Raw genomic sequence first — 23,846 nt, 5'->3', positions numbered from 1 at the left:
CATCCCCGCCAGCACCGCACCCAGCCCTGATGAGGACCAGGCGTCATGTCCTGACGGTTCTGGGACAGGGTACCCGCATCGCGAAACCAGGCGTACACACTCCGCGTGATGCACATCTCACAGGCGGCGGGCCCCACGGCGGTGCCCGCCGCCGGCGGGTCCCGTGCCGGGCGTCAGTCCGCCGCCCCGTACAGGGCGATCCGGGCGCCCGGGACGGCGTCGATCAGCTCGCGCGTGTAGGCCTCGCGCGGGCGGGCGAACAGGTCGTCCGCGTGCCCGGTCTCGACCACGCGCCCCTTCTCCATGACCACGATGTCGTCGGCGATCTGGCGCACGACCGCCAGGTCGTGGGTGATGAACAGGTAGGTCAGGTCCAGCTCTCCCTGCAGATCGGCCAGCAGCCGCAGAATCTGCGCCTGGACGAGCACGTCGAGAGCCGAGACGGCCTCGTCCAGCACGACGATCTCGGGTCGCAGGGCCAGGGCCCGGGCGATGGCCACGCGCTGGCGCTGGCCGCCGGAGAGCTCATTGGGATAGCGCCGCATGACCGAGCGCGGCAGGGCGACCATGTCGAGCAGCTCGGCGATGCGCTCGTTGCGCTCCTTGCGACCGCCCACGCCGTGCACCCGCAGCGGCTCCTCGACGATCCGGTAGATGGAGTACATCGGGTCCAGAGAGCCGTAGGGGTTCTGGAAGACGGGCTGCATAATGCGCCGCAGCTCGAAGAGCTGCTTGCCCCTCAGGGTCGACAGGTCGACGCCGTCGTGGAAGACCTTGCCCTCGGTGGGGTCGATCAGGTTGAGGATGATGTTCGCCACCGTGGACTTGCCCGAGCCGGACTCCCCGACCAGAGCCGTCGTCGTGCCGCGGCGCACCCCGAAGGTGACGTCATCGACGGCCTTCACATGCGCGTCCGCGCCCTTGGCCCCGCGCACGTCGAAGACCTTGGTCAGGTGCTCCACCCGGAGGATCTCCGGGGCGTCCTCCGCGATCTCGTGGACGCCCAGCTCGTCGGAGGCGACCTGGATGCCTTCGGCGTGCGCGGCCTCGATGCGGTGGGAGGCCAGCGAGGGCGCCGCCTCGACGAGTCGGCGGGTGTAGGGGTGGCGCGGGTTCTGGAGCACGTCCAGGCTCGGGCCGGACTCCACGACGCGGCCGCGGTGCATGACGACGACGTGCGCGGCCCGCTCCGCGGCAAGGCCGAGGTCGTGGGTGACGAAGAGCATCGCCGCGCCCAGCTCGTGGGTGAGGCGCCCGAGGTGGTCCAGGATGCGGCGCTGGACGGTCACGTCCAGGGCGCTGGTGGGCTCGTCGGCAATGAGCAGGCGGGGGCGCGCCGCCAGGCCGATGGCGATCAGGGCGCGCTGGCGCATGCCCCCGGAGAACTCATGCGGGTACTGCCCGGCGCGGCGGGCGGCGTCGGGAAGCCCGGCGTCCTCGAGCAGGAGGGCCACCTGCTCGGAGACGGCGATCCTGCCCTGAGCCCGGGACGCCCGCCCGTCCTCGCCCGGCTGGCTCGGGCCCGCCTCCCTGGGGGCGAACTTGGCGAGGCGGTCGTCCGCCACGCCCGCCAGCCCGTTGGCCCGCAGCGCCTCGCGCACCTGGAAGCCGATGGACCACACCGGGTTGAGGTTGGTCATGGGGTCCTGGGGGACCAGCCCGATCTGGCTTCCGCGCAGACGCTGCATCTGCTTGTCGGAGGCGTGCGCAATGTCCTCGCCGTCGAACAGAATGCGGCCCCCGGTCACCCGCCCGGTCCCCGGCAGCAGGCCGATGACGGCATTGGCCAGGGTGGTCTTCCCCGAGCCGGACTCCCCGACGATGGCCACGCTCTGCCCCGGGTAGATCGTCAGGTTCGCCCGGCGAACGGCCGGGACCATCCCGGTGGAGGAGCGGAAGGCCACCTCGAGGTCCTCGACGCGCAGCAACGGCGCGCCCGCGGACGCGGCGGCCCCAGCAGACGCGTCGGCGGACACGGCGGATGCGCCGTCGGCGGTGTTGTTGTCAGTAGTCACTTGCGAGCCTTCGGATCGAGGGCGTCGCGCACCGCGTCGCCCATCATGACGAAGCCGAGCACGGTGAGCGCGAGGGCGCCCGCGGGGTACAGCAGGACGGAGATGTGGTCGCGCAGCGCCGCATTGGCCGCGGCGATGTCGGCGCCCCAGGAGACCATGGTGGCGGGCAGCCCGATCCCCAGGAAGGACAGGGTCGCCTCGGCAACGATGAAGACGCCGAGCTCGACGGTGGCGGTGACGATGATCGGCGCGGCGGCGTTGGGCAGGACGTGGCGCACCAGGATGGCGAGCCGTCCGCTGCCCAGCGAGACCGAGGCGGTGATGAAGTCCTCGTTCTTCACGCTCATGACCGCGCCCCGGGTGATGCGGGCGATCTGCGGCCACCCGAACATCGCCAGCACGATGACGACGGTGATGACCGATGACCGGCCCTTGAACATCTGCATGACGACGATGGCGGCCAGCACGAAGGGCACGGCGAAGAACACGTCGGTGATGCGCGAGAGCAGCGCGTCGAAGAATCCCCCGAAGAACCCCGCGAGCGCACCGATGAGCCCACCCAGCAGGGTGACCAGGAGCGTTGTGAGCACACCCACGGTCACCGAGGCGCGGGCGCCGTACACGGTCCTGGCGAAGATGTCGCAGCCCTGCTGGTTGAAGCCGAAGGGGTGCTGGGCGGTGGGCGGGCCGTAGGAGTTGGACAGCTGGCAGTAGGTGGGGGTGGCGCGGGCGATCAGCCCGGGGGCCACGGCGAGCAGGACCGCGACGGCGATGAGCAGGGCGGAGACCCAGAAGATGGGCCGACGGCGCAGCTGCTTCCAGGCCTCTCCCCACATCGAGGCCGGCGCCGAGTCGTCATCGACGGCGTCGACGGCGCCCAGGCCCTGCTCGTCGGTCTCGGCCACGAAGTGCTCCTGGCCCGGGCGGGCGACGGCCGCCCCGGTCCGATGGCGGTCCCCGGGCAGGCCCTGAGTCTGGTTCACGGTGCTGTCAGGCATAGCGGATCCTCGGGTCGAGGGCTGCGTACAGGAGGTCGACAAGGAGGTTGGAGATGATGAACACCAGGATGAGCACCGTCGTGAAGGCGACGACCGTGGGGCCCTCTCCATTGAGAATGGCCCGGTAGAGCGTGCCGCCCACGCCGTTGATGTTGAAGATCCCCTCAGTCACGATGGCGCCGCCCATGAGCGAGCCCAGGTCCGCGCCGAGGAAGGTGACGACCGGCACCAGCGAGTTGCGCAGGACGTGCACGATCATGACCCGAGCGCCCGACAGGCCCTTGGCGCGCGCCGTGCGGACGTGGTCCGCCGAGAGGTTCTCCCCGACCTCCGTGCGCGTCAGCCGCAGGACGTAGGCGAAGGAGACCGCCCCGAGCACGATCGCGGGCATGAGCAGCTCTTTGAATCCCGGGGTGCTCCCCACGGTCACCGGCAGCCACCCGAGCTTGACGCCGATGAAGAACTGCAGGAGGAAGCCGATGACGAAGGTCGGCACGGCGATGACCACGAGAGACAGGACCAGGACCGTGGCGTCGAAGATCCCGCCCTTGCGCACTCCGGCGAGCAGGCCAATGGCGATACCCGCCACAGCCTCGAAGGCGAGCGCCATGAGCGAGAGCTTGACCGTGACCGGGTAGGCGCCCGCGAGCACGTCGACAATCGGTCTGGAGCCACGGATGGTGGTGCCCAGGTCGAAGGTCGCGATCCCCTTGAGGAACAGGAGGTACTGGACGAAGAAGGGCTGGTCCAGGTTGTACTGGGCGCGGATCTGGGCCTGGAGGGCGGGGGAAAGCGCACGGTCTCCGCCCAGGGCGGCGACGGGGTCGCCCGGCAGCGCGAAGACCATGGCGTAGATGAGCAGCGTGGCCCCGAAGAACACGGGGATCATCTGCAGGAGCCTGCGCCCGGCGTAGCGGAGCATCGGCATCTCCTTAGAGCGGGAGGGCGTACGGGTGTGCGGAGCCTCCGGGCACAATGCCCGGCCGGCGGTCGATCAGTACGAGGAGATTGCCTCCGCCTTGTCCCACAGGCTCTTGGCCTCGGCCTCATCGAACTGGAGGACCTCGTTGCCGGTCACCTTGTCCTTCCATCCGGCGATGACGGGGCTGGTGAAGTCCGACGCGGGGGTGCGGGTCTCGTAGTACAGGGTGTCGCAGATCTGCTTGCGGTCGATGGCGCGGGACAGGGCGGCTCGGCGGGCCCGGCCCTCGTCGTCCATCTTCCAGTGCTCGGTGTTGACGTCGATGGCGAAGCACTGGATGACGGCGCCGGGCTGGTTGATGGCCCGCTCGCCGAGCTCGTCCTTGAAGGAGGACAGGGCCGAGTCCGGAATCGCGTCGAGCACGTCGAGGGTATCGGCAAGCAGGTCGTTGTACGCCGAGTCGTAATCGGTGTAGATGGTGAAGGTGATGCCCTTGTTCTTGGCCGGGCGGACGCCCTGGTAGGAGGGATTAGCGGCGAGCTCGATCTGGGAGTCGTGCTCCCAGCTGGTCAGGGTGTAGGGGCCGTTGCCGATGGGCTTCTGACCGAAGGCCGCCATGTCCTCATAGGCGGACTCGGGCAGTGGGTAGAAGGCGGAGTAGCCCAGGCGCAGCTTGAAGTCGGAGGCCGGGGCGGTGAGCTTGATCGTGAATGTCAGGTCGTCGACCTTCTTCAGCCCGGAGAGCTCGGAGTCCTTCTCATCGGAATAGCCCTCGATGAGCTCGTAGAAATAGTTGGACAGCTGGGTGTTGGACGCCAGGGCGCCGTAGTTCCAGGCCTTGATGAAGGAGTCGGAGGTGACGGGGGTGCCGTCGGAGAAGGTCCAGCCGTCCTTGAGCTTGACCGTGAAGCTCTGGTTGTCGGACGTCTCGATGGACTCGGCGACCTCGTTCTTCACGCTGCCGTCGGCCTCGTAGGCGACCAGCCCGGCGAAGAGCAGATCGACAACACGGCCCCCGCCCACCTCATTCGTGTTGGAGGGGACCAGGGGGTTCTGGGGCTCGGTGTCATTGGCGCGCACAATGCCGTCGGAGGCAGTGGTGGTGATGGCCTCGTAGCGGGGCACGGCGTGCCAGTCGAAGGCCACGCCGCTGACGTTCTTGGAGTACCCGCCGAAGCCGTTCTGGTACCACAGGGGGACGGCAGGAAGGTCCGCGAAGAGCTGCTGCTGGGCCTGCTCGTAGAAGCCGAGCGCCGTCTTGTCGTCCTTGGCGGCCGCGGCCTTGGCCAGGAGATCGTCGAAGTTGGCATCGGAGTACTGGGCGTCGTTCGAGCCGGCGCCTGTCTGGTAGACGCTGCCGAGGAAGTTCCCCATGGAGGGGTAGTCGCCCTGCCAACCGGAGCGGAAGGCGCCGATGAGCGTGTGGTCGGTGATCTGCTGGCGCAGCTCGGAGAACTGCGCGTAGGGCAGCGGCTCCATGGAGATGCCCAGCGTGTTGCTGACAGAGTTGCACACGGCCTCGACCCAGGCCTTGTGCGGTCCGTCCGAGTTGTAGGCGAGCGTCAGCCTGCCGCCGCTCGCGGCGGCCTGGCCGTCCGAGCCGGCGGTGGCGTCGCCGTCGGGCGCGTCAGATCCACAGGCGGCGGCGAACAGCACCGCGACCGTTGCGGCCCCCAGGCCGAAGTGACGGCGCGAGATCTTGGGATTGCTCAAGGGAACTACCTCCGTACGGCACTGTCAGCAGCAGCCGAGCTGTATCCCGGGCGGGGATGCGCTGACAGCGCAACAGTGATACTAAACACCATTCGGTAACCTTGCGGACATAAATGCCTGACCGAATACTTCGCCGAATCGATCACCCCGCCCCCGGGCCGGCCTCACCAGGCGGCGGCGAGCAGCTCGTAGGAGCGGCGGCGTGCGGCGGCGTCGTGGACGTAGGTGACCACCAGGACCTCCTCCAGGCCCCAGCGCGCGGCCAGCTCGCGGACGCCGGAGGCGACGGCGTCGGGGGTGCCGACGAAGGACAGGCCCATGGACGCCTCCACCGCGTCCTCGCGCCCCGGCGCCAGGGCCCGCCATGCCCGCGGATCGTCGTCGGGCGCGTCCAGCGGCCCGGGCCGGCCGCCGACGACGCGCGCGGCGGCCGCCATGGCGGTGGTGAACAGCCGCTCGGCCTCCTCCCGACTCGGGGCGACGACGGCGTTGACGCCCGCGGCCACGTGCGGCCTCCCGTCCCGGGACAGCGGGCGGGCGGCGGCGTCGCCCCCGAAGTGGCCGCGATAGGTGGTGATGGCGGCCTCCGCCTGGGCGGGCGCGAAGTGCGAGGCGACCGCGAAGGGCAGGCCGAGCGTGCCGGCGACGCGCGCGCCGTTGACCGACGAGCCGAGGATCCATGCGGCCGGGTCGGTGCCCTCGCCCGGGATGGCGCGCACGCGGGGCTCCGGGCCGGCGGGGCGGGCGGGCGCCGCCGGCCCGTCCCCGCCCGCGCCCGGGACCGGCGCCAGCGCGCGGTCGGGGATCGCGCCGAGATAGGCCAGGGTCTCCAGGACCTCGTCGGCGAAGCTGGCGGGATCGGCCCGGCGACGGCGCAGGGCCGCCGCGGTCATGCGGTCGGTGCGCGGCGCCCGCCCCAGCCCCAGGCACACCCGCCCGGGGTAGAGCGTGGCCAGCGTGCCGATCTGCTCGGCGATGGCCAGGGGCGCGTGGTTGGGCAGCATAATGCCGCCGCTGGCGACCCCGATGCGGCCGGTGGCGGCCAGGACCTGCCCCATGAGGATGGTGGTCGCCGAGGCGAGGTAGGTGGTGGAGCCGTGGTGCTCGGCGAGCCAGTAGCGGGCGTAGCCGGCCCCGTCGGCGGCGCGGGCCAGGTCCACCATCTCCCGCAGGGCGTCGGCGCGGGTGCGCCCGGCCGAGGCGGGCACGAGGTCGAGGACGGACAGCACGGGGCGCGCGGCGTTCATGGAGGCACTTTACGGCCCGTCGCGCGCGCCCCCGCCGGTCGCGGCCCGCCTTCCGCCCCGCCTCAGCGTCGCGAGGGCAGCGGGGCGGACAGCGCGCCCGCCCGGGCGGCCGCGGGCGACCGGCCGTCCAGGCGGCGGTAGATCGCGGCGAGCACGGCCCCGGACAGGTTGTGCCAGGTGGAGAAGACGGCGCCGGGCAGGGCGGCCGCGGGCGAGAAGTAGGCCACCGCCAGGGTGGCGGCCAGGCCCGAGTTCTGCATGCCGACCTCGATGGAGATGGTCCGGCACACCCGGGCGTCGCGGCCGAGCATCCGGCCGGCGCCGTAGCCGAGCAGGTAGCCCAGCACGTTGTGGCAGGCGACGACGAGGAGGATCAGCAGCCCGGCGGACAGGATCTTCTCGGCGGACTTGGACACGACGGCGAGCACCACGTAGCAGATGCCGAGCACCGAGACCCAGGGCATGGCCGGCAGGACCCTCTCCACCGCCCTGGCGAACAGGATGCGGACGACCAGGCCGCCGACGACGGGGACCAGGACCATCTTGACAATGCTCATGGTCATGGCCCCGGCGTCGACCGGCATGTACTGGCCGGCGAGCCAGCTGGTGAGCAGCGGCGTCATGAGCGGGGCGAGCAGGGTGGAGATGGAGGTCATGGTGACGCTGAGGGCGACATCGCCCTTGGCGAGGTAGGAGATGACGTTGGAGGAGGTGCCGCCCGGCGCGCAGCCGACGAGGATGACGCCGGCGGCGAGCGCCGGGTCGAGCCCGAAGACCTTGGCCAGGATCCAGGCGAGCGTCGGCATGATGACGAACTGGGCGACGACGCCGACCAGGACCGGCAGCGGCCGCCTGGCGACGAGCGCGAAGTCCGGCGGGGTCAGGGTCAGGCCCATGCCGAACATGATGATGCCCAGGGCGATGCTGGTCCACGCCGACAGCGGGGAGAGCCGCGCGGGCGCGACCAGGGAGACCGCGAACGCCGCCAGGATGAGGACGGGGAAGACGGTGACGGCGATGCGGGCGGAGCGGTCCTCGGCGCTCGGGGACTCGGGGGATGTCGGGGATGTCGGGGATGTCATGGCCCTGTCTTACTTCGCACGCCGCTCGCGCGGATGATCCGTCTTGGCAGTCGAACCTGTCGAACCTGTCGAGCCTGTCGGGCCGGCGGGGGCGGCCCGGGCGCGCGGCCGGCGGGGCCAGACTGCGCGCAGCCGCCGGTCAGCGGCGCGAGGGCAGCAGGGCGGCCACGAGCGACTTCAGGGCGTCGCCGACGATGAAGGGCGCCAGGCCCAGCGCGACGGCGGAGCCCCAGGCGACGCCGGTGGCGATCTTGAGCCAGACCAGGCCGGGGACGTAGACGGCCGCGGAGGCGAGCAGCATGAGGCCGATGCGCGCCGGGAGCGGGCGCCGGGCGCCGTCGGCGGTGCGGGTCAGGGCGTACCCGGCGATGACGGCGGCCAGGGCGTAGCCCAGCACGTACCCGAAGGACGCGGTCGCGCCGCTGCTCCACCCCGCCAGGACCGGCGCGCCGGCAGCGCCCGCGGCGGCGTACAGGGCGACCGACCCGAGTGCCCGGCGCGCGCCGAGCAGGCCGCCGACCCCGAGCGCGGCGAGGGTGCCGAGCGTGACCGGCACGGGCGTGAAGGGAAGCGGCAGCGAGATCTGGCCGATGAGGGTGAGCGCGAGGGCGCCTGCCGCGACGAGCCCGGCCTCGCGGGCGAGGGTCGCGGGGAGCGGGCGGGCCGCTGCGCCCGCGGTGCTCTCAGCGCCAGGGGCACTCTCGGCGTCCAGGTCAGCGAAGGAGGATGTGTTCATTGCCATGCCACAACCGTAGGTGAGCACCATCGCCGCAGCATCCCCGATGCGCGCCGGTTCCGGCTGACGGCTCTTGTAGGTTTCCTCAGAGGCGGGCGGAGATCCAGTCGAGCAGGTCCCGGGTGACCTCCTCGCGGTTGGTCTCGTTGAGCACCTCGTGGCGCGCGCCGGGGTACAGCCTCAGGACGACGTCGTGCACGCCCGCGCGCCGGTAGGCGTCGGCCACCTGGCGCGGCCCCCTCCCGGCCGCGCCGACCGGGTCCCGGTCCCCGGAGGCGACCAGGACGGGCAGGTCCCTCGGCGTCGCCCGGTAGACGGCGGGCCTGGCCGCCGCGCCCGGCCCGGCCGCGAGGTCGCGGAAGAAGGCGTTGGAGCACACGAAGCCGCACAGCGGGTCGGCCACGTAGGCGTCCACCTCGGCCTCGTCCCGGCTGAGCCAGTCGACCTCGGTGCGAGCCGGGGCGAAGGGCCTGTTGAACCCGCTGAATCCTCCGAAGGCCAGGGCGTGCAGCAGCCTGCCGGGGGTGGCGGGCCCTCGCAGGCGGCACAGCAGCGCGCCCAGTGCGCCTCCGAGCCGGCCGGCGGCTCCCGGGTCCCCGCCCGTGCCCATGACGATCAGTCCCGCCAGGTCCCGGCCCCGGCGCGCGGCGAGCAGCCGTACCAGGAAGGAGCCCCAGGAGTGGCCCAGCAGGACGACGGGCGCGCCGGGCCACGAGGCGCGCACCGCGTCGAGGACGGCGGATATGTCGGCCAGGACGCGCCCCCAGCCGCCGCGGTCGGCGACGTGCCCGAGGCCGCCGGGCGGGGCGGTCAGGCCGTGGCCGCGGTGGTCGTCGGCGACCACGCCGTAGCCGGCCGCAACCGCCGCGGTCGCGAGGCGCTCGTAGCGCGCCGAGTGCTCGGTCATGCCGTGGACGACCTGGATGACGACCCTCGGCGGCTCGCCGCGGGGCGGGTCCGCCGGCTCGGCGGGCGGCGAGCCGGCGCCCGCGCCGCCCCTGGCGCCGGCGTCCGTGCGCAGCCGGGCGGCGCCGTCGGGCAGCCAGGTGCGCACGGCCAGGCGGGCGCCGTCGTCGGCGGTCATGTGGGTCAGGGCGGTCTGCACGGCGCCAGGGTAGCGGGGAGCCGGGGCTCCGCGGCCCGGGGCCGGGCGGGCGCGGGTAGCCTGCCGGGGTGCGTACCTTCGTGGGCAACGGGAAGCAGGCCCTGGCGCTCATCGCCCGCGCGCTGCGGGCGGGCGGGGTCGGCACCGTCCTGGTGCCGCGCTACCGCTGCGAGACCATGGTGCTGCCCTTCGCGCTGGAGGGGATGAGGGCGCGCCCGGTCGACGTCGGCGCGGACCTGCTGGCCGACCCGCGCGCGCTGCGCGAGGCCCTGGCCCGGGAGCCCGGCGCGGCCGTGCTGCACTGCGAGACCTACGGCAACCGCGGCGGGCGGGAGCTGACGTCGGTGCTCGGCGCCGCCAGGGGGCTCGGCCACCCGGTGGTGCTGGACGCGACGCACTCGGTGGTGGACCGGCTGATCGGCGCCCCGCCCCCGGCCAACGGGTCGCCGGCCGGGGGCGGGGCGGGGCCGGGCGCCGGGGCCCCGGGCTGGGACGCCGTCGTGGCCAGCGCCCGCAAGCTGCTGCCCGTGCCCGACGGCGCCTGGCTGGCCTGGCCGGACGCCTCCCCGCTGGCGGCGCGCCTGGCGCGCGCCGTCGCGACCCTGCCCGGGCGGCGGCCGGCGGACGAGCGCGCCGCAGCGCTCGGGGCCGGGCTCGGCCGCACCCTGGAGGCCATGCGCGCCGCCCGCGGCGGGCGCCGCGAGGAGCTGCGCCTGGAGGCCTGCCGGATCGCCGCCCGGCACGAGGCGGCCATTGAGTCCGCGCTGACCCCCGTGCCCGCGAGCGCGCGGACGGTCGCGCTGCTGGAGGGGCTGGGACCGCGGGGCCTGCGACCGCGGGCGCGGGCGGCCCGCCGTCTGCGGGAGCGCCTGGGCGCGGGCCTGCGGGCGCGGGGCCTGCGGGTCGTCAACCCGGTGTCGGCGGGCTGCGTGGCCCTGGGTGCGGCGGGCCCGGACGGCGGGCCGGCGGGCGCGCTCGGCGCGGTCGAGGAGGCTCTGGCGCGCGCGGGGCTGTGGGGGCCGGTGAGCTGGTCCGACCCGGACGCGGGCGCTCGCGCGTGGCCGAGCGTCGTCACCGTGCCGACCGACGAGCCGGGGCGGGTCGAGGAGCTGGCCGGTCTGGTCGGCGCGGCGCTGGACGAGGACTGAGCCCGGCCCGGGGCACGGCGCGCGAGGCGCTAGCGTGGCCCCATGACCGCCGCCGCCTTCGCCCTCGTCCCGGCCGCCTACCTGCTCATGCTGCGTCACGTGCGGGAGGGCGGTCGGCGGCGCACCAGGGTGCTCCTCCAGCTGCGGCGCAACACCGGCTACATGGACGGCCACTGGGCCTGCGGGGCGGCCGGGCACGTCGAGGCCGGGGAGTCGGTGGTGCAGGCCGTCGTGCGCGAGGCGGCCGAGGAGGTCGGTGTCGGCGTCGCGCCCGGGGACCTGTGGCCGCTGACAGTTGTGCACCGCTCCAACGACGTCGGCGGGGCCGCCCTGGAGCAGCGGGTCGACTTCTTCTTCACGGCCCGCCGCTGGAGCGGGGAGCCGGCGGCGGCCGAGCCGGAGAGGAACGCGGGGCTGCGCTGGTTCGCGCTCGACGAGCTGCCTGAGCGGGTGCCCCCGCACGAGCGGGCCGTTATGGACCTGCTCGCCGCCCAGCTCGACGGCGGCCGGCCGGTCCCGGCGATCACGGCCTTCGGCTTCGCCCCTGCCTCGTCGGGATAGGCATTTTCGGGCGAGGAAGGCGGTGTCACCGTCTGTTTCGTCCGAAGATGTCTGTCCCGCGGACCGCGGCGCCCGGCGCTCAGAGGCCGAGGAAGTCCAGGATGCGCGGCAGCTCCCGGCGCGCCTGGACGAGTCCGGCCTCGTAGGCGCCCACGACCCGGTCGTAGCGCAGCTCGCCGTTGGCGATCGCCATGCGGTCGGGCTGGAAGAGGTGGACGCGGCCCTCGCTGCGCGCCGCCTCGAGCTCCTCCATGGTCCGGTTGTAGTTCGACGGGCGGGAGATGATCCCCTCGGCCACCGCCGGGTAGCGGCGGAAGAGCCGCCGGTAGGTGCCGGGGCGCTTCTCCTCGGGCTTGCGGTACCCGGCCGGGCGGGTGGAGACCACCAGCATGCGCTCGTATCCGTCCGCCGCGGCGGCGTCGGTGGCGAAGCCGCCCGTGGGCCCCAGGGCGCCGTCGAGGTAGGGGGCGCCGTCGATGTGGACGATCGGCATGAGCACGGGCATGGACGACGACGCCTGGCAGCGCGGCAGGAGATCGGCCATCTCGTCCATGTCCTCCAGCCCCCAGTAGACCTCCTCGCCGGTGTCGCAGCGGAAGGAGCCGATGCGCACGGTCGCCTCGGTGCTGCTGAAGGCGGGCCAGTCGAAGGGGATGGTCTCGTCGGGGGCGGAGGTGTGCCGGTAGATGTACTCGGAGTTGAAGTAGCCCTGGCGGCGGACGAAGCTGCCCCACCCGCCGGTGCGCGGGTCCGTGGTCAGCCCGACGAAGGCCTCGCGCGTGCGCCACAGGTCCCGCGAGACCATGTTGACGGTGTTGGTGCAGCCCGCCGAGATCCCGCCGACCCACGGGAAGAACAGGCCCGCCTCCAGCAGGACCTGGACGAGGGCGGCGGTGTAGGTCCCCCGCATGCCGCCCCCCTCGAAGACGAGGGCGACGCCGTTCACGCGGCGGGTGATCGGGGCCGGGGCGTGGCCGGGCTGTCCGTAGGGGACGGGGCGAAGGCGTAGCGGCGCGGTAGTCATGGTGGGCTCAGGCTATCGCCGCCGGCCCGGTCACGGCCGGGCCGTCCAGCACTCGTCGCCCCCGCGGACGGGCGCCGTCGTCGGCGGGGAGAAGGGGCGGCGCGGGGTACCGCGCGGGGCTCCCGGCGCGTAGCGTGCCTCTCATGACACCGTCAACGACGCCGACCATCCTGACGCCTCTGACCATGCGCGGCCTGACCGCGCGCAACCGCCTGTGGCTGCCACCCATGTGCATGTACTCCGTCGACGCCCGCGACGGCGTCGCCACCGACTGGCACGTCCTGCACTACGCCACGCGCGCCACGGGAGGCTTCGGCACCGTGATCGTGGAGGCCACGGCGGTGACCCCCAACGGCCGCCTGTCGCCCTTCGACCTGGGGCTGTGGGACGACGCTCAGGTCGCCGGGCACCGCCGCATCGTCGAGGCAGTCCACGCCGCCGGCGCCCTGGCCGGCGTCCAGCTCGGCCACGGCGGGCGCAAGGCGGGCACTCCCCCGTGGCGCCCCGGCGGCGGCTCGGGGGCGCGCACCGCCACCATCGAGGGCTGGGACCTGGTGGGCCCCAGCGCCATCGCCTACCCGAAGCACGCCGAGCCGCACGCGCTCACCGAGGAGGAGGTCCGCGCGACGACGGCCGCCTTCGCCGCGGCCGCGCGCCGCGCCGTCGCAGCCGGCTACGACGTCGTCGAGCTGCACGGGGCCCACGGCTACCTCATCCACGAGTTCCTCTCCCCGCTGTCCAACACCCGCGACGACGCCTACGGCGGGTCCGCCGAGGGCCGGCGCCGCTTCGCCCTCGAGACCGCGGCCGCCGTGCGCGAGGCGGTCGGGGAGGACGCGGTCCTGGACATCCGCCTGTCAGCGACCGACTGGACCGAGGGCGGCCTGACCGGCGAGGACACCGCCGCCCTCGCGCCCCTGCTCGTGGCAGCGGGCGTGGACGTTCTGCACGTCTCGAGCGGGGCGAACGTGCCGGCCCGGGTGCCCGTGGGGCCCGGCTACCAGGTGCCCCTGGCCGCGCAGGTCAAGGCGGCCGTGGCGGGGACGACGACACCGGGCGGCGGCGAGCCGGTGGTCGTGACGGTCGGCGTCATCACCGAGGCCGCCCAGGCCGAGCAGATCGTCGGCACCGGGCAGGCCGACGCCGTCGCCGTGGGCCGCCCGGCCCTGCGCGAGCCGTACCTGCCGGTGCGCTGGGCCCACGACCTGGGCGTCAACGACTGGAAGGCGGCCGGGCTGCCGGTGCAGTACTGGCGCGGCGCCTGGCGCTGACACCCGTCGCCCCCTTCGCCGAGATCGGTTCAGTTCCGCACTGAGATCGGTTCACGGACCGATCTCGAGCCGGAGTACGACCGATCTCGGCGAAGGGGGCCGAGGCGAGAACAGGGCGGGGAGGGCCGGCTCACGCCCCCAGCCAGAAGGCCCGCATGGCCCGGGCCAGCCAGGGGCCGTCGGCGACGCCGCACATCTCCCGCTGGGAGTGCATGGACAGCAGGGCCTGGCCGACGTCCACCGTGGTGATCCCCAGCCGCGTGGCGGTGATGGGGCCGATGGTCGTCCCGCAGGGGACGGCGTTGTTGGACACGAAGTTCTGCACGGGCACGCCTGCGGCGTCGCAGGCGCGAAGCCACACGGCGGTGCCGACGGCGTCGGTGGCGTAGCGCTGCTGGGCGTTGATCTTGATCAGCGGCCCCCGGTTGAGGGCGGGCCTGACCGCCGGGTCGTGCAGGTGGGGGTAGCCGGGGTGGACGGCGTGCCCGGCGTCGGCCGACACGCAGACCGAGCGGGCGAGCATAGCCGCCCGGGCGTCGCCGTCAACGCCGAGCGCCCCGGCCAGGCGCCCCAGGACCGTCTCGAGGAAGGGGCCGCCCGCCCCCGAGCGGGTCTGGGAGCCGACCTCCTCGTGGTCGTTGGCGACCAGGACGATCGGCTCGCCGGTCTCGCCGCCGCGGGCGACGGCCTCCAGGGCCGCCAGGGCCGCGTGGACGGAGGAGAGGTTGTCCAGCCGCGAGGAGGCGAGGAGCTCGCCGTGGCGCCCGAAGCGGGCGGGCGGCTCGGTGGGGAAGGTGAGGACGTCGTGGAAGGCGAGCTGGTCGGGGTCGATTCCGGCGAGCCCGCACAGGTAGCGCTCCGGGTCGTCGGGGCGGGCGCCGTCGTCGGCCAGGCCCCACAGCGGCAGCAGGTGGGCCTGCCTGTCGAGGCGGAGGGAGTCGTTGACGCTGCGGTCCAGGTGCGGGGCGACCTGGGCCACGCGCGCGACCGGGCCGGTGCGCACCAGGTGGACGGCGCCGTCGCGGGTGACCAGCCGCCCGGCCAGGCCGAGCTCGCGGTCCAGGAAGGAGTTGAGCAGCGGGCCGCCGTAGACCTCGACGTTGAGGACCTGGAGGCCGTCGCGCACCATGGCGGCCCCTGGCTTGAGCCTCAGGGCCGGGGAGTCGGTGTGGGCGCCGATGATCCGGAAGCCCGCACGCCCCCCGCACCGCTCGGGCAGGATCCAGGCGATGATCGCGCCGTCGCGCACGACGTAGCCGCGGCGCGGCGGCCCGGCGTCCCAGGGCCGGGTCTCGTCGACGGCGTCCAGGCCGACGGCGCCCAGGCGCGCAGCCGCCTCGGCGGCCGCGTGGTAGCTGGTCGGGGAGGCGGTGACGAAGTCAGCCAGGCCGGCGGTGTAGGCGTCGTCGTCGCACAGGGTGTCATCCGGGGCGGCGGGGCGGGGCGATGTGGTCGGCATGGGCCCAGTGTGGCACTCGGGCTCATGAGCCCGTCAGTCCCGCGCGCGAGCCCGCCCGGGTGTGCCACAATCGGCGGTGGACACGGGGTGCGCCGTCCGGCGCTGAGATCACACCCGTGGAACCTGATCTAGTTCGCACTAGCGAAGGGATGTCCGCATGACACCAACGCGCCCCGCCCTGCCCAGGGTCCTGTCCATCGCCGGCACCGACCCCTCCGGCGGCGCCGGAACCGCCGCCGACACCAAGTCGATCAGTGCCGCCGGCGGATTCGCCATGACCGCCGTGACCTGCCTGGTCGCCCAGAACACCACCGGGGTCCAGGCCATCCACACCCCGCCGGCCGACTTCCTGAGCCGGCAGCTGCGATCCGTGTCCGACGACGTCGAGCTCGACGCCGTCAAGACCGGCATGCTGGGCACCACCGAGATCATCGCGACGGTCTGCGCCTGGCTCGACGAGCACCCGCCGGCCGTGCTCGTCGTCGACCCCGTCATGGTGGCCACCTCCGGCGACCGCCTCCTGGAGCCCGAGGCCAAGGAGGCGATGCGCCGCTTCTGCGAGCGCGCCACCGTCATCACCCCCAACGTCCCCGAGCTGGCCGTGCTGCTGGACGCCGAGCAGGCCCGCACCCCGCAGGAGGCGGTCGACCAGGCCCTGGGGTGGGCGCGGCGCACGGGTGTGCCGGTCGTGGTCAAGACCGGCCACCTGGGCGGCGAGGAGGTCCTCAACATGTGGGTCGACGACGACGGCGTGCGCGCGACCGCGAGCGCGCCCCGGGTCCGGACCGCCTCCACCCACGGGACCGGGTGCTCCCTGGCCTCGGCGCTGGCCACCCGCCTGGGCGCCGGGGATAGCCCCGAGGACGCGCTGACCTGGACCACGCAGTGGCTCCACGAGGCCGTCGCCCACGGGGCCGCCCTGCGGGTCGGCGCCGGGCACGGCCCGGTCGACCACTTCCACCGCGCCCGCCGCCTGGCGGACGCCGGCCTGGCCGACCCCTGGGCGGAGGTCGGCGAGGTGCCGGCCGAGCTGCACAGCCCCGGGGACCTCGCGCCCGGGATCGTCCCGGCGCCGCTGCGCATCGCCGCCGCCGGGCCGTGGACCGAGGCGCTGTGGCGGGCCTCCAGCGACATCGCCCGGGACATCAGCGCCGGTGACTTCGTGGCGGGCCTGGTGGACGCCACCCTGCCGGTCGCCGCGTTCGACCACTACCTGGCCCAGGACGCCCTCTACCTGGAGGAGTACTCCCGGGCCCTGGCCCTGCTGGCCGCGCGCGCCCAGCGCACGCAGGACGCGATCTTCTGGGTCCGCGCCGCCGACACGGTCCTCAGCGCGGAGAGCGAGCTGCACCGCACCTGGCTGGCCGGGCGCCCCCGCGCCGAGGCCGGCCCGGTCACCCGCGCCTACACCGACTTCCTCGTCGCCCGCGCCGCCGTGTCCCCCTACGTGGTGGGCGCCGGCGCGGTACTCCCCTGCCACTGGCTGTACGCCGAGATCGGCGCCGCGGTGCCGCAGGTCGACCCCGGTCACCGGTTCGCAGCCTGGCTGTCGACCTACCACGACCCCGCCTTCGCCGCGGCCGCGGCACAGGCCGTTGCGGCGGTGGAGGCCGCGATGGAGGCGGCCACGCCCGCCGAGCGCGCCCGGGCGGCGCGGGCCTACCTGCTGGCGAGCCGGCACGAGCTGGAGTTCTTCGACCAGGCCCTGCGCCTGAGGGCGGGCGGCTCGCGGTGAGCGCCCGGGCCCCCGGCGCGACCAGCGCCGTCGTCGGGACCGGCACTACCGGCACCGCCGGTGCCGCCGATGCCGCCGGTGCCGCCGGCACCGCCAGCGCTGACGATGCTGACGACGTCGGGCCCGGTGCGCCCCCTGCGCACCTGCCGCCCGAGGGCCGCGCCGCGCTGCGGGCGGGCGTGGTGGGCAACTGGATCGACAACATCCACGTCTTCCTGCCGCTGGTCGCCCTGTCCCCGGCCCTGGAGAAGGTGGCGGGCCCGACGGCGGGAGCCTCCGCGGGGGCGCTCGTGGTCATCGCCATGCTCCTGGGGCGCCCCGTGGGCGGGGTGGTGCTCGGCAGGGTCGCCGACCGCCTGGGGCGCACCCGCACCACTCGCCTGGCCATCGCCGGGACGGCCGGGTGCAGCCTGGCCATCGCGTGCGTGCCCACCCATGAGGCGCTCGGCGCGGCGACCCTGGTTCTCATCCTGCTGCTGCGCCTGGCGGGCGGCGTGCTCGTGGCCGGGGAGTACTCGGCGGCGATCCCCCTGGCCATGGAGTGGTCCGCGCCCCGGCGACGGGGCCTGATGAGCGGGCTCATCCTGTCCATGGCTCCTCTAGCCCAGGCCTCCATCGCCTTCGGGACCATGGGCCTGCTGATCCTCCTGGGACCCGAGCGCTACGCCGCCTGGGGCTGGCGGGCGCTGTTCGCCCTCGGGGCCCTGCTGTCGGCGGGCATGCTCCTGTACTACTCCCGCCAGGTCGTCGACGCCCCCTGCTTCCACCGGCGTCGGAGCGCGGAGGCGGGCGGCCGGCGCCTGCGCTCCCTGCTGGCGGGGGCCTGGCGGCGCTCCTTCTGGCAGGCCTTCACCATGATGAGCGGGCTGTGGCTGCTCACCAGCGCCACCGTCCTCATCCTCACCGCGCGCCTGGCCTCCGACGCCGGCCTGCCGACCAGAACGGTCGGTCTGGTCATGGGGGTGGCCTCGCTGGCTCAGGCGGCCGCCATGGCCGGGGCCGGCCACCTGTCCACGCTGGTGGGGCGCCGTCGGCTCCTGATCGCGTGGGGGCTGGTGGCGGCCGCCGTCGCCCCCTGGGTGTGGCGGGCCGTCCTCGGCGCCCCCGGTGCCGGGCGAGCGGCGCTGCTGGCCGCGCTGCTCCAGGTGATCACGGTGTCCGCCTACGGCCCGGTGGCGGCCTACCTGTCCGAGCGCTTCCCCGTCCAGGTGCGCTCGACCGGCTACGGCAGCGCCTACAGCCTGTCCCTGGTGGCGCCGGCGCTCTACCCCTTCTACCTGCCGCTTCTGGAGCACCTGGCGGGTCGCACCGGAGCGGTGCTGGTCCTCGTGGTGTGCGGCGGCCTCCTGGTGGTCGTGGGGGCCGCCCTCGGCCCGGCCCTGGGGCCGGGCGCGGTGTCCCGTGAGCTCGACGACGTGGCGGGGGGCGGCCGGTGAGCAGTCCCGCGAATGATCCGGACCTGGAGCGGGTGCGCCCCGTCCTGGACGCCGTGCGTGGGCGCGCGCCGCTGGTCCACTGCCTGAGCGCGGCGGTGTCCATGGAGATCGTGGCCGACGGGCTGCTGGCGGCGGGGGCCCGCCCCATGATGACCGAGACGGCCGCCGAAGCGCCCCACATGGTGCCCCTGGCGGACGCCCTGCTGATCAACCTGGGCACCCTGTCCACCGACGGCGCGGAGGGCATCCCGGCAACCGTCGAGGCGGCACGGGGGCTCGGCCTGCCGTGGGTGCTGGACCCGGCCGCCGTCGGGGCCGCGCCGGTGCGCACCGCGCTGGCCCGCCGGCTGCTGGGGCGGCGGCCCGCCGTGGTGCGCGCCAACGCCTCGGAGGTGCTGTCCCTGGCGGGCGGGGCCGGCGGGCGCGGGGCGGACTCGACCGCCGCCCCCGAGGACGCGGCGCAGGCCGCTCGCCAGATCAGCGCCCTCACCGGTGGGGCCGTGGCGGTCTCCGGCGCCGCCGACCTGCTGCTCGACACCCGTCGCGAGCTGCGCGTGGCGCGCGGCACGCCGCTGCTGACCCGGGTGACCGGGACGGGCTGCCTGCTGGGCGCGCTGACGGCGGCCTGCCTGGGGGCCGGGTCGGCGCCCCTGGAGGCCGCCCGCGCTGCCGCCGTGTGGATGGGGGCGGCCGGTGAGCTCGCTGAGGAGCGGGCGCCGCGGCCCGGCAGCTTCCGGGTGGCGCTCGCCGACGCCCTGGACGAGGTGGGGCGGTGAGCGGCCCGCGGGCAGCCGGGGCGCTGGACCTGCGCTGCTACCTGGTGACCGCCGGGAGCTCGCGTCGCACGGTCGAGGTGGCGGCGGCAGCGGCGGGCGCAGGGGCGGGGATCGTGCAGGTGCGGGCCAAGGACCTCAGCGCCGCCGGCCTCCTGGAGCTGACCCTGGCGGTGGCGCGGGCGGTCGGGCGGGCGAGCGCGGCCACGCGCGTGGTCGTGGACGACCGCTGCGACATCGCCTTCGCGGCCATGCGCGCCGGGGCCAACGTCCACGGCGTGCACCTGGGCCAGGACGACCTGCCGGTGGCCGACGCGCGGGCCCTGCTCGGCCCGCGGGCCGTGATCGGGCTGACCACCGGGACCCTGGAGCTGGTGCGCGCCGCCCAGGAGGTCGCAGGCCTCATCGACTACGTGGGGGCCGGCCCCTTCCGCCCCACGCCGACGAAGGACTCGGGCCGCCCCGCCCTGGGCGCGGCGGGCTACCCGCCGCTGGTGGCGGCCACGAGCCTGCCCGTGGTGGCCATCGGTGACGTCAGGCCTGCGGACGCCCGGGCCCTGGCGGGTACCGGCGTCGCCGGGGTGGCGCTGGTGCGGGCCATTATGAACGCGCCGGACCCGGCCGGAGCGGTCCACGAGGTCCTCCGGGGCTTCGCCGCCCGCCCCTGACCGGGGGCGGGACGGGCCCGACGTCTCCCCTCGTCGAGATCGGTCGCATTCCGCGTCGAGATCGGTAGATCTCCGCGCCGAGATCGGTCGCGTCCCGCGCCGGCCGCACCCGTGCTCCCAACAACAAGGACCTGGGTCCTATGGACTGCCCAACGGATGCACCCTAGACTTGCAATCGTTCCCGGGAACGTTCGCACAACTTCTCGGACCCCGCACCGCCACCGATTGCAAGGAAGCGAGACAGCCATGACCGTCCCCGCCCCCGACCTCCGCGGCCTCAACCCGGCCCCCGTCACCCCCTTCACCCCCGACGGCGAGATCGACTTCGCCGCCATCAAGCGGCTGGGCTCCTGGCTCGGCACCTTCCCCGAGGTCACCTCCCTGGTCGTCCTCGGGCACGCAGGTGAGGGCACCTTCCTCACCCAGGCCGAGCAGGTCGCCGTCATCGAGGCCTTCGTCGCCTCGACCGACGGGCGCGTCCCCGTCGTCGCCGGCATCACCGGGGAAGGCACCCGGGTCGCCGTCGAGGAGGCCCAGCGCGCCGTCGACGCCGGCGCCACCGCCGGCCTCATCTACCCCTCGCACGGGTGGCTGCGCTTCGGCTTCCAGCCCGGCGCCCCGCAGGACCGCTACAGGGCGATCTACGAGGAGACCGGCCTCAACGAGATCCTCTTCCAGTACCCGGACGTCACCAAGTGCTCCTACGACCTGGACACCCAGCTCGCCATCGCCGCCCTGCCCGGCGTGCACTACACGAAGAACGGCGTGCGCAACATGAAGCGCTGGGACACCGAGATCCCCGCCCTGCGCGAGGCCTTCCCGGAGCTGACCATCATGAGCTGCCACGACGAGTACCTGCTCCACACCGTCTTCGACGTCGACGGCCTCCTGGTCGGCTACGGCAACATCGCCCCCGAGCTGCTCGTCAAGCTGCTCAAGGCGGGTCAGGCGCACGACTACGACGCCGCCCGGGCCGTCCACAACCAGCTCTTCCCGGTCACCAGGACCGTGTACCACCGCGGCTCGCACATGGAGGGCACCGTCGCCCTCAAGGAGGCGCTCGTCGCACGGGGCGTGCTGGACACCGCCACCGTCCGCTCTCCGCTGCGCCCGCTCGCCGCCGGCGCCCACGAGGAGATCGCCGCCGCCCTGGCCTCCGCCGGTCTGGGCGAGGCGCAGGTGCCCGCCTGACCCCGCCCGGGGCCGGTCCGGTCTCGCGGCCGCGGCCCGCACGCGGGCCCGCCCGGGGCGGCGCGCGAGGATCGCGCCGCCCCGCCGGGCCCGCGCCCCGGGACTCCGCAGTCGCGCGGGACCCGCCTCTCAACCACCTGACCACCACGCCCCACAACGGAGTCGGCCGTGATTCTCATCCAGTTCCTCGTCTTCCTCCTGTTCATCATTCTCGGAGCCCGTCTGGGCGGGATCGGCGTCGCCTTCGCGGGAGGCGCCGGGGTCGTCGTCCTCGGACTGCTGGGGGCCGCGCCCGGAGACCTGCCAATGCAGGTCATCGTCTTCATCATGGTGGTCATCTACGCCGCCTCGGCGATGCAGGTCGCGGGCGGCCTGGACCACCTCGTCAACCTCACCGACCGCCTCCTGCGCGCCCACCCCAAGTACCTCGCCGTCCTGGCCCCGCTGGTGACCTACCTGCTCACCCTGGCCGCCTCCACCGGCCAGGTCTCCTTCGCCACCATGCCGGTCATCGTCGAGGTCGCCAAGGAGAACAACATCCGCCCCACGCGCTCCCTGTCGGTGGGCGTGGCCGGGTCCCTCCTGGGCATCACCGCCTCGCCGATCTCGGCCGCCGTCGTCTTCCTGTCCACCGAGCTCGAGGAGGACGGCACCGGCTGGACCTTCATCGACCTGATCGCCGTGTCGATCCCCGCGACCTTCCTGGGAACCATGACGACCGCCGTGCTCTTCATGCTGTGGGACAAGGCCCGCGGCAACGACAGGCTGGACTCCGTCGAGGAGTACCGGCGGCGCCTGGACGCGGGAGAGGTCACGGCCCCCAGGCACGAGGTGCGCGAGCTGCGCCCGGGCGCCAGGCTCTCGGTCCTCATCTTCGTCATCGCCCTGCTGATCGTCCTGTCCTACTCGATCCTCACCTCGGAGAAGATCGGGGTCATCGCCGACCCGGTCATGGACGCCGGGCAGTGCCGCATCTCGGTCATGCTCGCCGCCGCCGGGGCGATCCTCGTCCTGTGCCGCGCCAGCCCCAAGGCCATCCCCTCCGCCTCGATCTTCAGGACCGGCATGAACGCCTGCGCCTGCATCCTGGGGGTCGCCTGGCTCAGCACGACCTTCATGACCGCCAACAAGGACTGGATCCAGGCCCACCTCGGCCAGGCCCTGTCCGGCAAGCCGTGGCTGTTCGCCATCCTGGTCGTCGTCGCCTCCTCCCTGCTGTACTCGCAGGCGGCCTCCACCAAGGCGCTGTTCCCGACGGCGCTGGCCATCGGCGTGGCCCCCGCCACTGTCATCGCCTGCTTCCCCGCCACCTCCGCCCTGTTCATACTGCCGACCTACCCGACCCTGCTGGCCGCCGTCGAGCTCGACGACACCGGCTCCACCCGGCTGGGCACGAGGTTCTTCGACCACCCCTTCCTCATCCCGGGCCTCGTGGCCACCGGGCTGAGCGTCGTCTTCGGCTTCCTCCTGGCGGCACTCCTCATGTGAGCGCACCGCCCCCACGGGAAGCGGTCCGGATAGTGAGGCGGAGCGATACCAGTACCTCGATCGGCACCACCCCCGCGGGAAGCGGTCCGGGTCCTCGGGCGCGGCGCGTCCGAGGACCCGGACCTCCGCCCGCGCCGCCTCCGGACGCAATCGCGCACTGCCGCACGATACAGTGCCGCCCGTGGACCGCCGCCGGTCCGGATGGAGGTGCTCGCCCGTGAAGGCCACGACGCTCAAGGACGTCGCCGCAGCGGCCGGTGTCTCGGTGTCCACGGCCTCGCGGGTCCTGGACGAGCGGCTCCCCGCCTCCCGGTCGGCTACCGCGGTGCGTGTGCGCGAGGCGGCCGCCAGGCTCGGCTACCGGCGGGACGCCGCGGCCTCGGCGCTGCGCCGCGGGGACACGGGCACGGTCGGGGTGCTCGTCCCCCGGCTGTCCGACACCGTCATGGCGATGCTCTTCGAGGCGGTCTTCGCCGACGCCGCCTCCCGCGGCCTGTTCGCCCTGGTGTCGGTGTGCGGCGACGACCCCGACCGGGAGCGCGCCGCCGTCGACTCCCTCCTGGCGCGGCGCGTCGACGGCCTGGTCCTGGCCACTGCCCGCCTGGACGACCCGCTGCCCGCCTCCCTGCGGGACCAGCAGGTCCCCCACGTCCTGGCCGTGCGCACCGACGCCGAGTCCCCCTCCTCGGTCTGCGACGACGAGCTCGGCGGCTACCTCGCCACCCGGCACCTGATCGACCTGGGCCACACCGAGATCGCCGTCATGCCCGGACCGGACTTCGCCTCGACCTCCCGGCGCCGCCTGGCCGGATTCGGCCGGGCCATGGCCGACGAGGGGCTGGAGGCGCCCGCGGACCGCATCCGCCACTGCGGCTTCGGCTTCCAGGAGGGGCGCCGCACCGCCTCCGAGATCCTGTCGGCCTCGCCGGGGACCACCGCGATCTTCGCCGCCAACGACCAGCTGGCCCTGGGCGCGCTGGCGGCGGCGGACGCGCTGGGCCGCCGCGTGCCGGAGGGCCTCAGCGTCGTCGGCTACAACGACACGCCCCTGGCCTCGCAGCTCCCCGTGCCCCTGACCACGGTCCGCGTGCCCTTCGACATCATCGCCTCTGGCGCGCTCGACCTGCTCGTCGCGCAGACGCAGGGCGCCGCACCGGCCAGGCCCGGCCCCCGCACGGCGATTCCCACGCTCATCCCCCGCCGCTCGGCGAGCAGGCAGCGCTGAGGGGCCCGGCGCGCCGCAGGAAGGCGGGCTGGGGCGCCGGCCGCCCGCA

20 protein-coding genes and 1 riboswitch are annotated in these 23,846 nt (G+C 74.2%); of the genes, 10 read left to right on the top strand and 10 right to left on the bottom strand.

The features are described 5' to 3' along the window. Positions 1-173 precede the first annotated feature (173 nt). From O145_RS08680 to O145_RS08645, 8 genes are all read right to left on the bottom strand, one after another. Positions 174-2,015, bottom strand: a complete 1,842-nt coding sequence (locus O145_RS08680; RefSeq protein ID WP_043562279.1) for a dipeptide ABC transporter ATP-binding protein — start codon at positions 2,013-2,015, stop codon at positions 174-176. Next, positions 2,012-3,013, bottom strand: a complete 1,002-nt coding sequence (locus tag O145_RS08675) for an ABC transporter permease (RefSeq protein WP_229118459.1) — start codon at positions 3,011-3,013, stop codon at positions 2,012-2,014. The genes O145_RS08680 and O145_RS08675 overlap by 4 nt, the downstream gene beginning before the upstream one ends. Further along, positions 3,006-3,935, bottom strand: coding sequence for an ABC transporter permease (locus O145_RS08670; protein WP_043562278.1), 930 nt, complete (start codon positions 3,933-3,935; stop codon positions 3,006-3,008). Before O145_RS08670 ends, O145_RS08675 begins: the two co-directional genes overlap by 8 nt. A 72-nt stretch (positions 3,936-4,007) precedes the next feature. After that, complete coding sequence (locus O145_RS08665) at positions 4,008-5,648, bottom strand: ABC transporter substrate-binding protein (RefSeq protein ID WP_043562277.1); 1,641 nt, start codon at positions 5,646-5,648, stop codon at positions 4,008-4,010. Positions 5,649-5,812: 164 nt separating this feature from the next. Further along, positions 5,813-6,895, bottom strand: coding sequence for an MsnO8 family LLM class oxidoreductase (locus tag O145_RS08660; RefSeq protein WP_043562276.1), 1,083 nt, complete (start codon positions 6,893-6,895; stop codon positions 5,813-5,815). A 62-nt stretch (positions 6,896-6,957) separates the two neighbouring features. Then, on the bottom strand, positions 6,958-7,977 hold the full coding sequence (locus O145_RS08655; RefSeq protein ID WP_052374882.1) for a bile acid:sodium symporter family protein: 1,020 nt from the start codon (positions 7,975-7,977) through the stop codon (positions 6,958-6,960). A 139-nt stretch (positions 7,978-8,116) separates the two neighbouring features. Then, positions 8,117-8,719 (bottom strand): biotin transporter BioY, encoded by a 603-nt coding sequence (locus tag O145_RS08650; RefSeq protein ID WP_229118458.1) that lies wholly within the window; start codon positions 8,717-8,719, stop codon positions 8,117-8,119. A 79-nt stretch (positions 8,720-8,798) separates the two neighbouring features. Beyond that, positions 8,799-9,818: an alpha/beta fold hydrolase gene (locus tag O145_RS08645; RefSeq protein WP_043562274.1), complete on the bottom strand. Its 1,020-nt coding sequence runs from the start codon at positions 9,816-9,818 to the stop codon at positions 8,799-8,801. A 68-nt stretch (positions 9,819-9,886) separates the two neighbouring features. On the opposite strand from O145_RS08645, the gene O145_RS08640 reads away from it, so the two are divergent. Both O145_RS08640 and O145_RS08635 read left to right on the top strand, forming a co-directional pair. Then, complete coding sequence (locus tag O145_RS08640) at positions 9,887-10,966, top strand: hypothetical protein (protein WP_043562273.1); 1,080 nt, start codon at positions 9,887-9,889, stop codon at positions 10,964-10,966. Between the two features lie 42 nt (positions 10,967-11,008). Then, positions 11,009-11,527 carry an NUDIX hydrolase gene (locus O145_RS08635; RefSeq protein ID WP_043562272.1) on the top strand — a complete coding sequence of 173 codons (519 nt, stop codon included), beginning with the start codon at positions 11,009-11,011 and terminating at the stop codon, positions 11,525-11,527. Between the two features lie 79 nt (positions 11,528-11,606). On the opposite strand, the gene O145_RS08630 is transcribed toward O145_RS08635, so the two are convergent. Then, complete coding sequence (locus tag O145_RS08630; RefSeq protein WP_043562271.1) at positions 11,607-12,551, bottom strand: patatin-like phospholipase family protein; 945 nt, start codon at positions 12,549-12,551, stop codon at positions 11,607-11,609. A 143-nt stretch (positions 12,552-12,694) separates the two neighbouring features. Between O145_RS08630 and O145_RS08625 the strand changes: the two genes are divergently transcribed. Continuing rightward, positions 12,695-13,822: an oxidoreductase gene (locus O145_RS08625; protein ID WP_043562270.1), complete on the top strand. Its 1,128-nt coding sequence runs from the start codon at positions 12,695-12,697 to the stop codon at positions 13,820-13,822. 130 nt (positions 13,823-13,952) lie between these two features. Here O145_RS08625 and O145_RS08620 read toward each other — a convergent pair whose 3' ends face one another. Next, a complete protein-coding gene (locus O145_RS08620) occupies positions 13,953-15,281 on the bottom strand; it encodes a M18 family aminopeptidase (RefSeq protein WP_043562269.1) in 1,329 nt (442 codons plus the stop codon). 73 nt (positions 15,282-15,354) lie between these two features. Beyond that, positions 15,355-15,448, top strand: a riboswitch (TPP riboswitch). On the opposite strand from O145_RS08620, the gene O145_RS08615 reads away from it, so the two are divergent. The 7 genes from O145_RS08615 (at position 15,439) to O145_RS08585 (ending at position 23,797) form a co-directional block, all read left to right on the top strand. After that, entirely contained in the window at positions 15,439-17,016 is a 1,578-nt protein-coding gene (locus O145_RS08615; protein WP_043562268.1) for a bifunctional hydroxymethylpyrimidine kinase/phosphomethylpyrimidine kinase, read from the top strand. (Overlaps the previous riboswitch by 10 nt.) Next, positions 17,013-18,452: an MFS transporter gene (locus O145_RS08610; protein ID WP_229118457.1), complete on the top strand. Its 1,440-nt coding sequence runs from the start codon at positions 17,013-17,015 to the stop codon at positions 18,450-18,452. The genes O145_RS08615 and O145_RS08610 overlap by 4 nt, the downstream gene beginning before the upstream one ends. Then, the gene (gene thiM / locus O145_RS08605; RefSeq protein ID WP_043562267.1) at positions 18,449-19,228 is read left to right on the top strand and encodes a hydroxyethylthiazole kinase; all 780 of its coding nucleotides are present in this window, start codon (positions 18,449-18,451) and stop codon (positions 19,226-19,228) included. Before O145_RS08610 ends, thiM begins: the two co-directional genes overlap by 4 nt. Then, entirely contained in the window at positions 19,225-19,893 is a 669-nt protein-coding gene (locus O145_RS08600) for a thiamine phosphate synthase (protein WP_043562266.1), read from the top strand. The genes thiM and O145_RS08600 overlap by 4 nt, the downstream gene beginning before the upstream one ends. Before the next feature lie 246 nt (positions 19,894-20,139). Then, positions 20,140-21,084: a dihydrodipicolinate synthase family protein gene (locus tag O145_RS08595; RefSeq protein WP_043562265.1), complete on the top strand. Its 945-nt coding sequence runs from the start codon at positions 20,140-20,142 to the stop codon at positions 21,082-21,084. Positions 21,085-21,252: 168 nt separating this feature from the next. Further along, a complete protein-coding gene (locus O145_RS08590; protein WP_043562264.1) occupies positions 21,253-22,572 on the top strand; it encodes an anaerobic C4-dicarboxylate transporter family protein in 1,320 nt (439 codons plus the stop codon). Between the two features lie 217 nt (positions 22,573-22,789). Next, the gene (locus O145_RS08585; RefSeq protein ID WP_043562263.1) at positions 22,790-23,797 is read left to right on the top strand and encodes a LacI family DNA-binding transcriptional regulator; all 1,008 of its coding nucleotides are present in this window, start codon (positions 22,790-22,792) and stop codon (positions 23,795-23,797) included. The last annotated feature ends 49 nt before the right edge of the window (positions 23,798-23,846 follow it).

This window comes from Actinomyces israelii DSM 43320 (assembly GCF_000711965.1).
In the GTDB taxonomy this organism is placed as follows: Bacteria; Actinomycetota; Actinomycetes; order Actinomycetales; family Actinomycetaceae; genus Actinomyces; species Actinomyces israelii.
This window is presented reverse-complemented; position numbering and strand designations above follow the sequence as displayed.

Coding starts and splice junctions, on each gene's coding strand:
- O145_RS08675 (WP_229118459.1), bottom strand. CDS start 3,013: ATGCCTGACAGCACCGTGAACCAGACTCAGGGCCTGCCCGGGGACCGC.
- O145_RS08670 (WP_043562278.1), bottom strand. CDS start 3,935: ATGCTCCGCTACGCCGGGCGCAGGCTCCTGCAGATGATCCCCGTGTTC.
- O145_RS08660 (WP_043562276.1), bottom strand. CDS start 6,895: ATGAACGCCGCGCGCCCCGTGCTGTCCGTCCTCGACCTCGTGCCCGCC.
- O145_RS08655 (WP_052374882.1), bottom strand. CDS start 7,977: ATGACATCCCCGACATCCCCGACATCCCCCGAGTCCCCGAGCGCCGAG.
- O145_RS08650 (WP_229118458.1), bottom strand. CDS start 8,719: ATGGCAATGAACACATCCTCCTTCGCTGACCTGGACGCCGAGAGTGCC.
- O145_RS08635 (WP_043562272.1), top strand. CDS start 11,009: ATGACCGCCGCCGCCTTCGCCCTCGTCCCGGCCGCCTACCTGCTCATG.
- O145_RS08630 (WP_043562271.1), bottom strand. CDS start 12,551: ATGACTACCGCGCCGCTACGCCTTCGCCCCGTCCCCTACGGACAGCCC.
- O145_RS08625 (WP_043562270.1), top strand. CDS start 12,695: ATGACACCGTCAACGACGCCGACCATCCTGACGCCTCTGACCATGCGC.
- O145_RS08620 (WP_043562269.1), bottom strand. CDS start 15,281: ATGCCGACCACATCGCCCCGCCCCGCCGCCCCGGATGACACCCTGTGC.
- O145_RS08615 (WP_043562268.1), top strand. CDS start 15,439: ATGACACCAACGCGCCCCGCCCTGCCCAGGGTCCTGTCCATCGCCGGC.
- O145_RS08595 (WP_043562265.1), top strand. CDS start 20,140: ATGACCGTCCCCGCCCCCGACCTCCGCGGCCTCAACCCGGCCCCCGTC.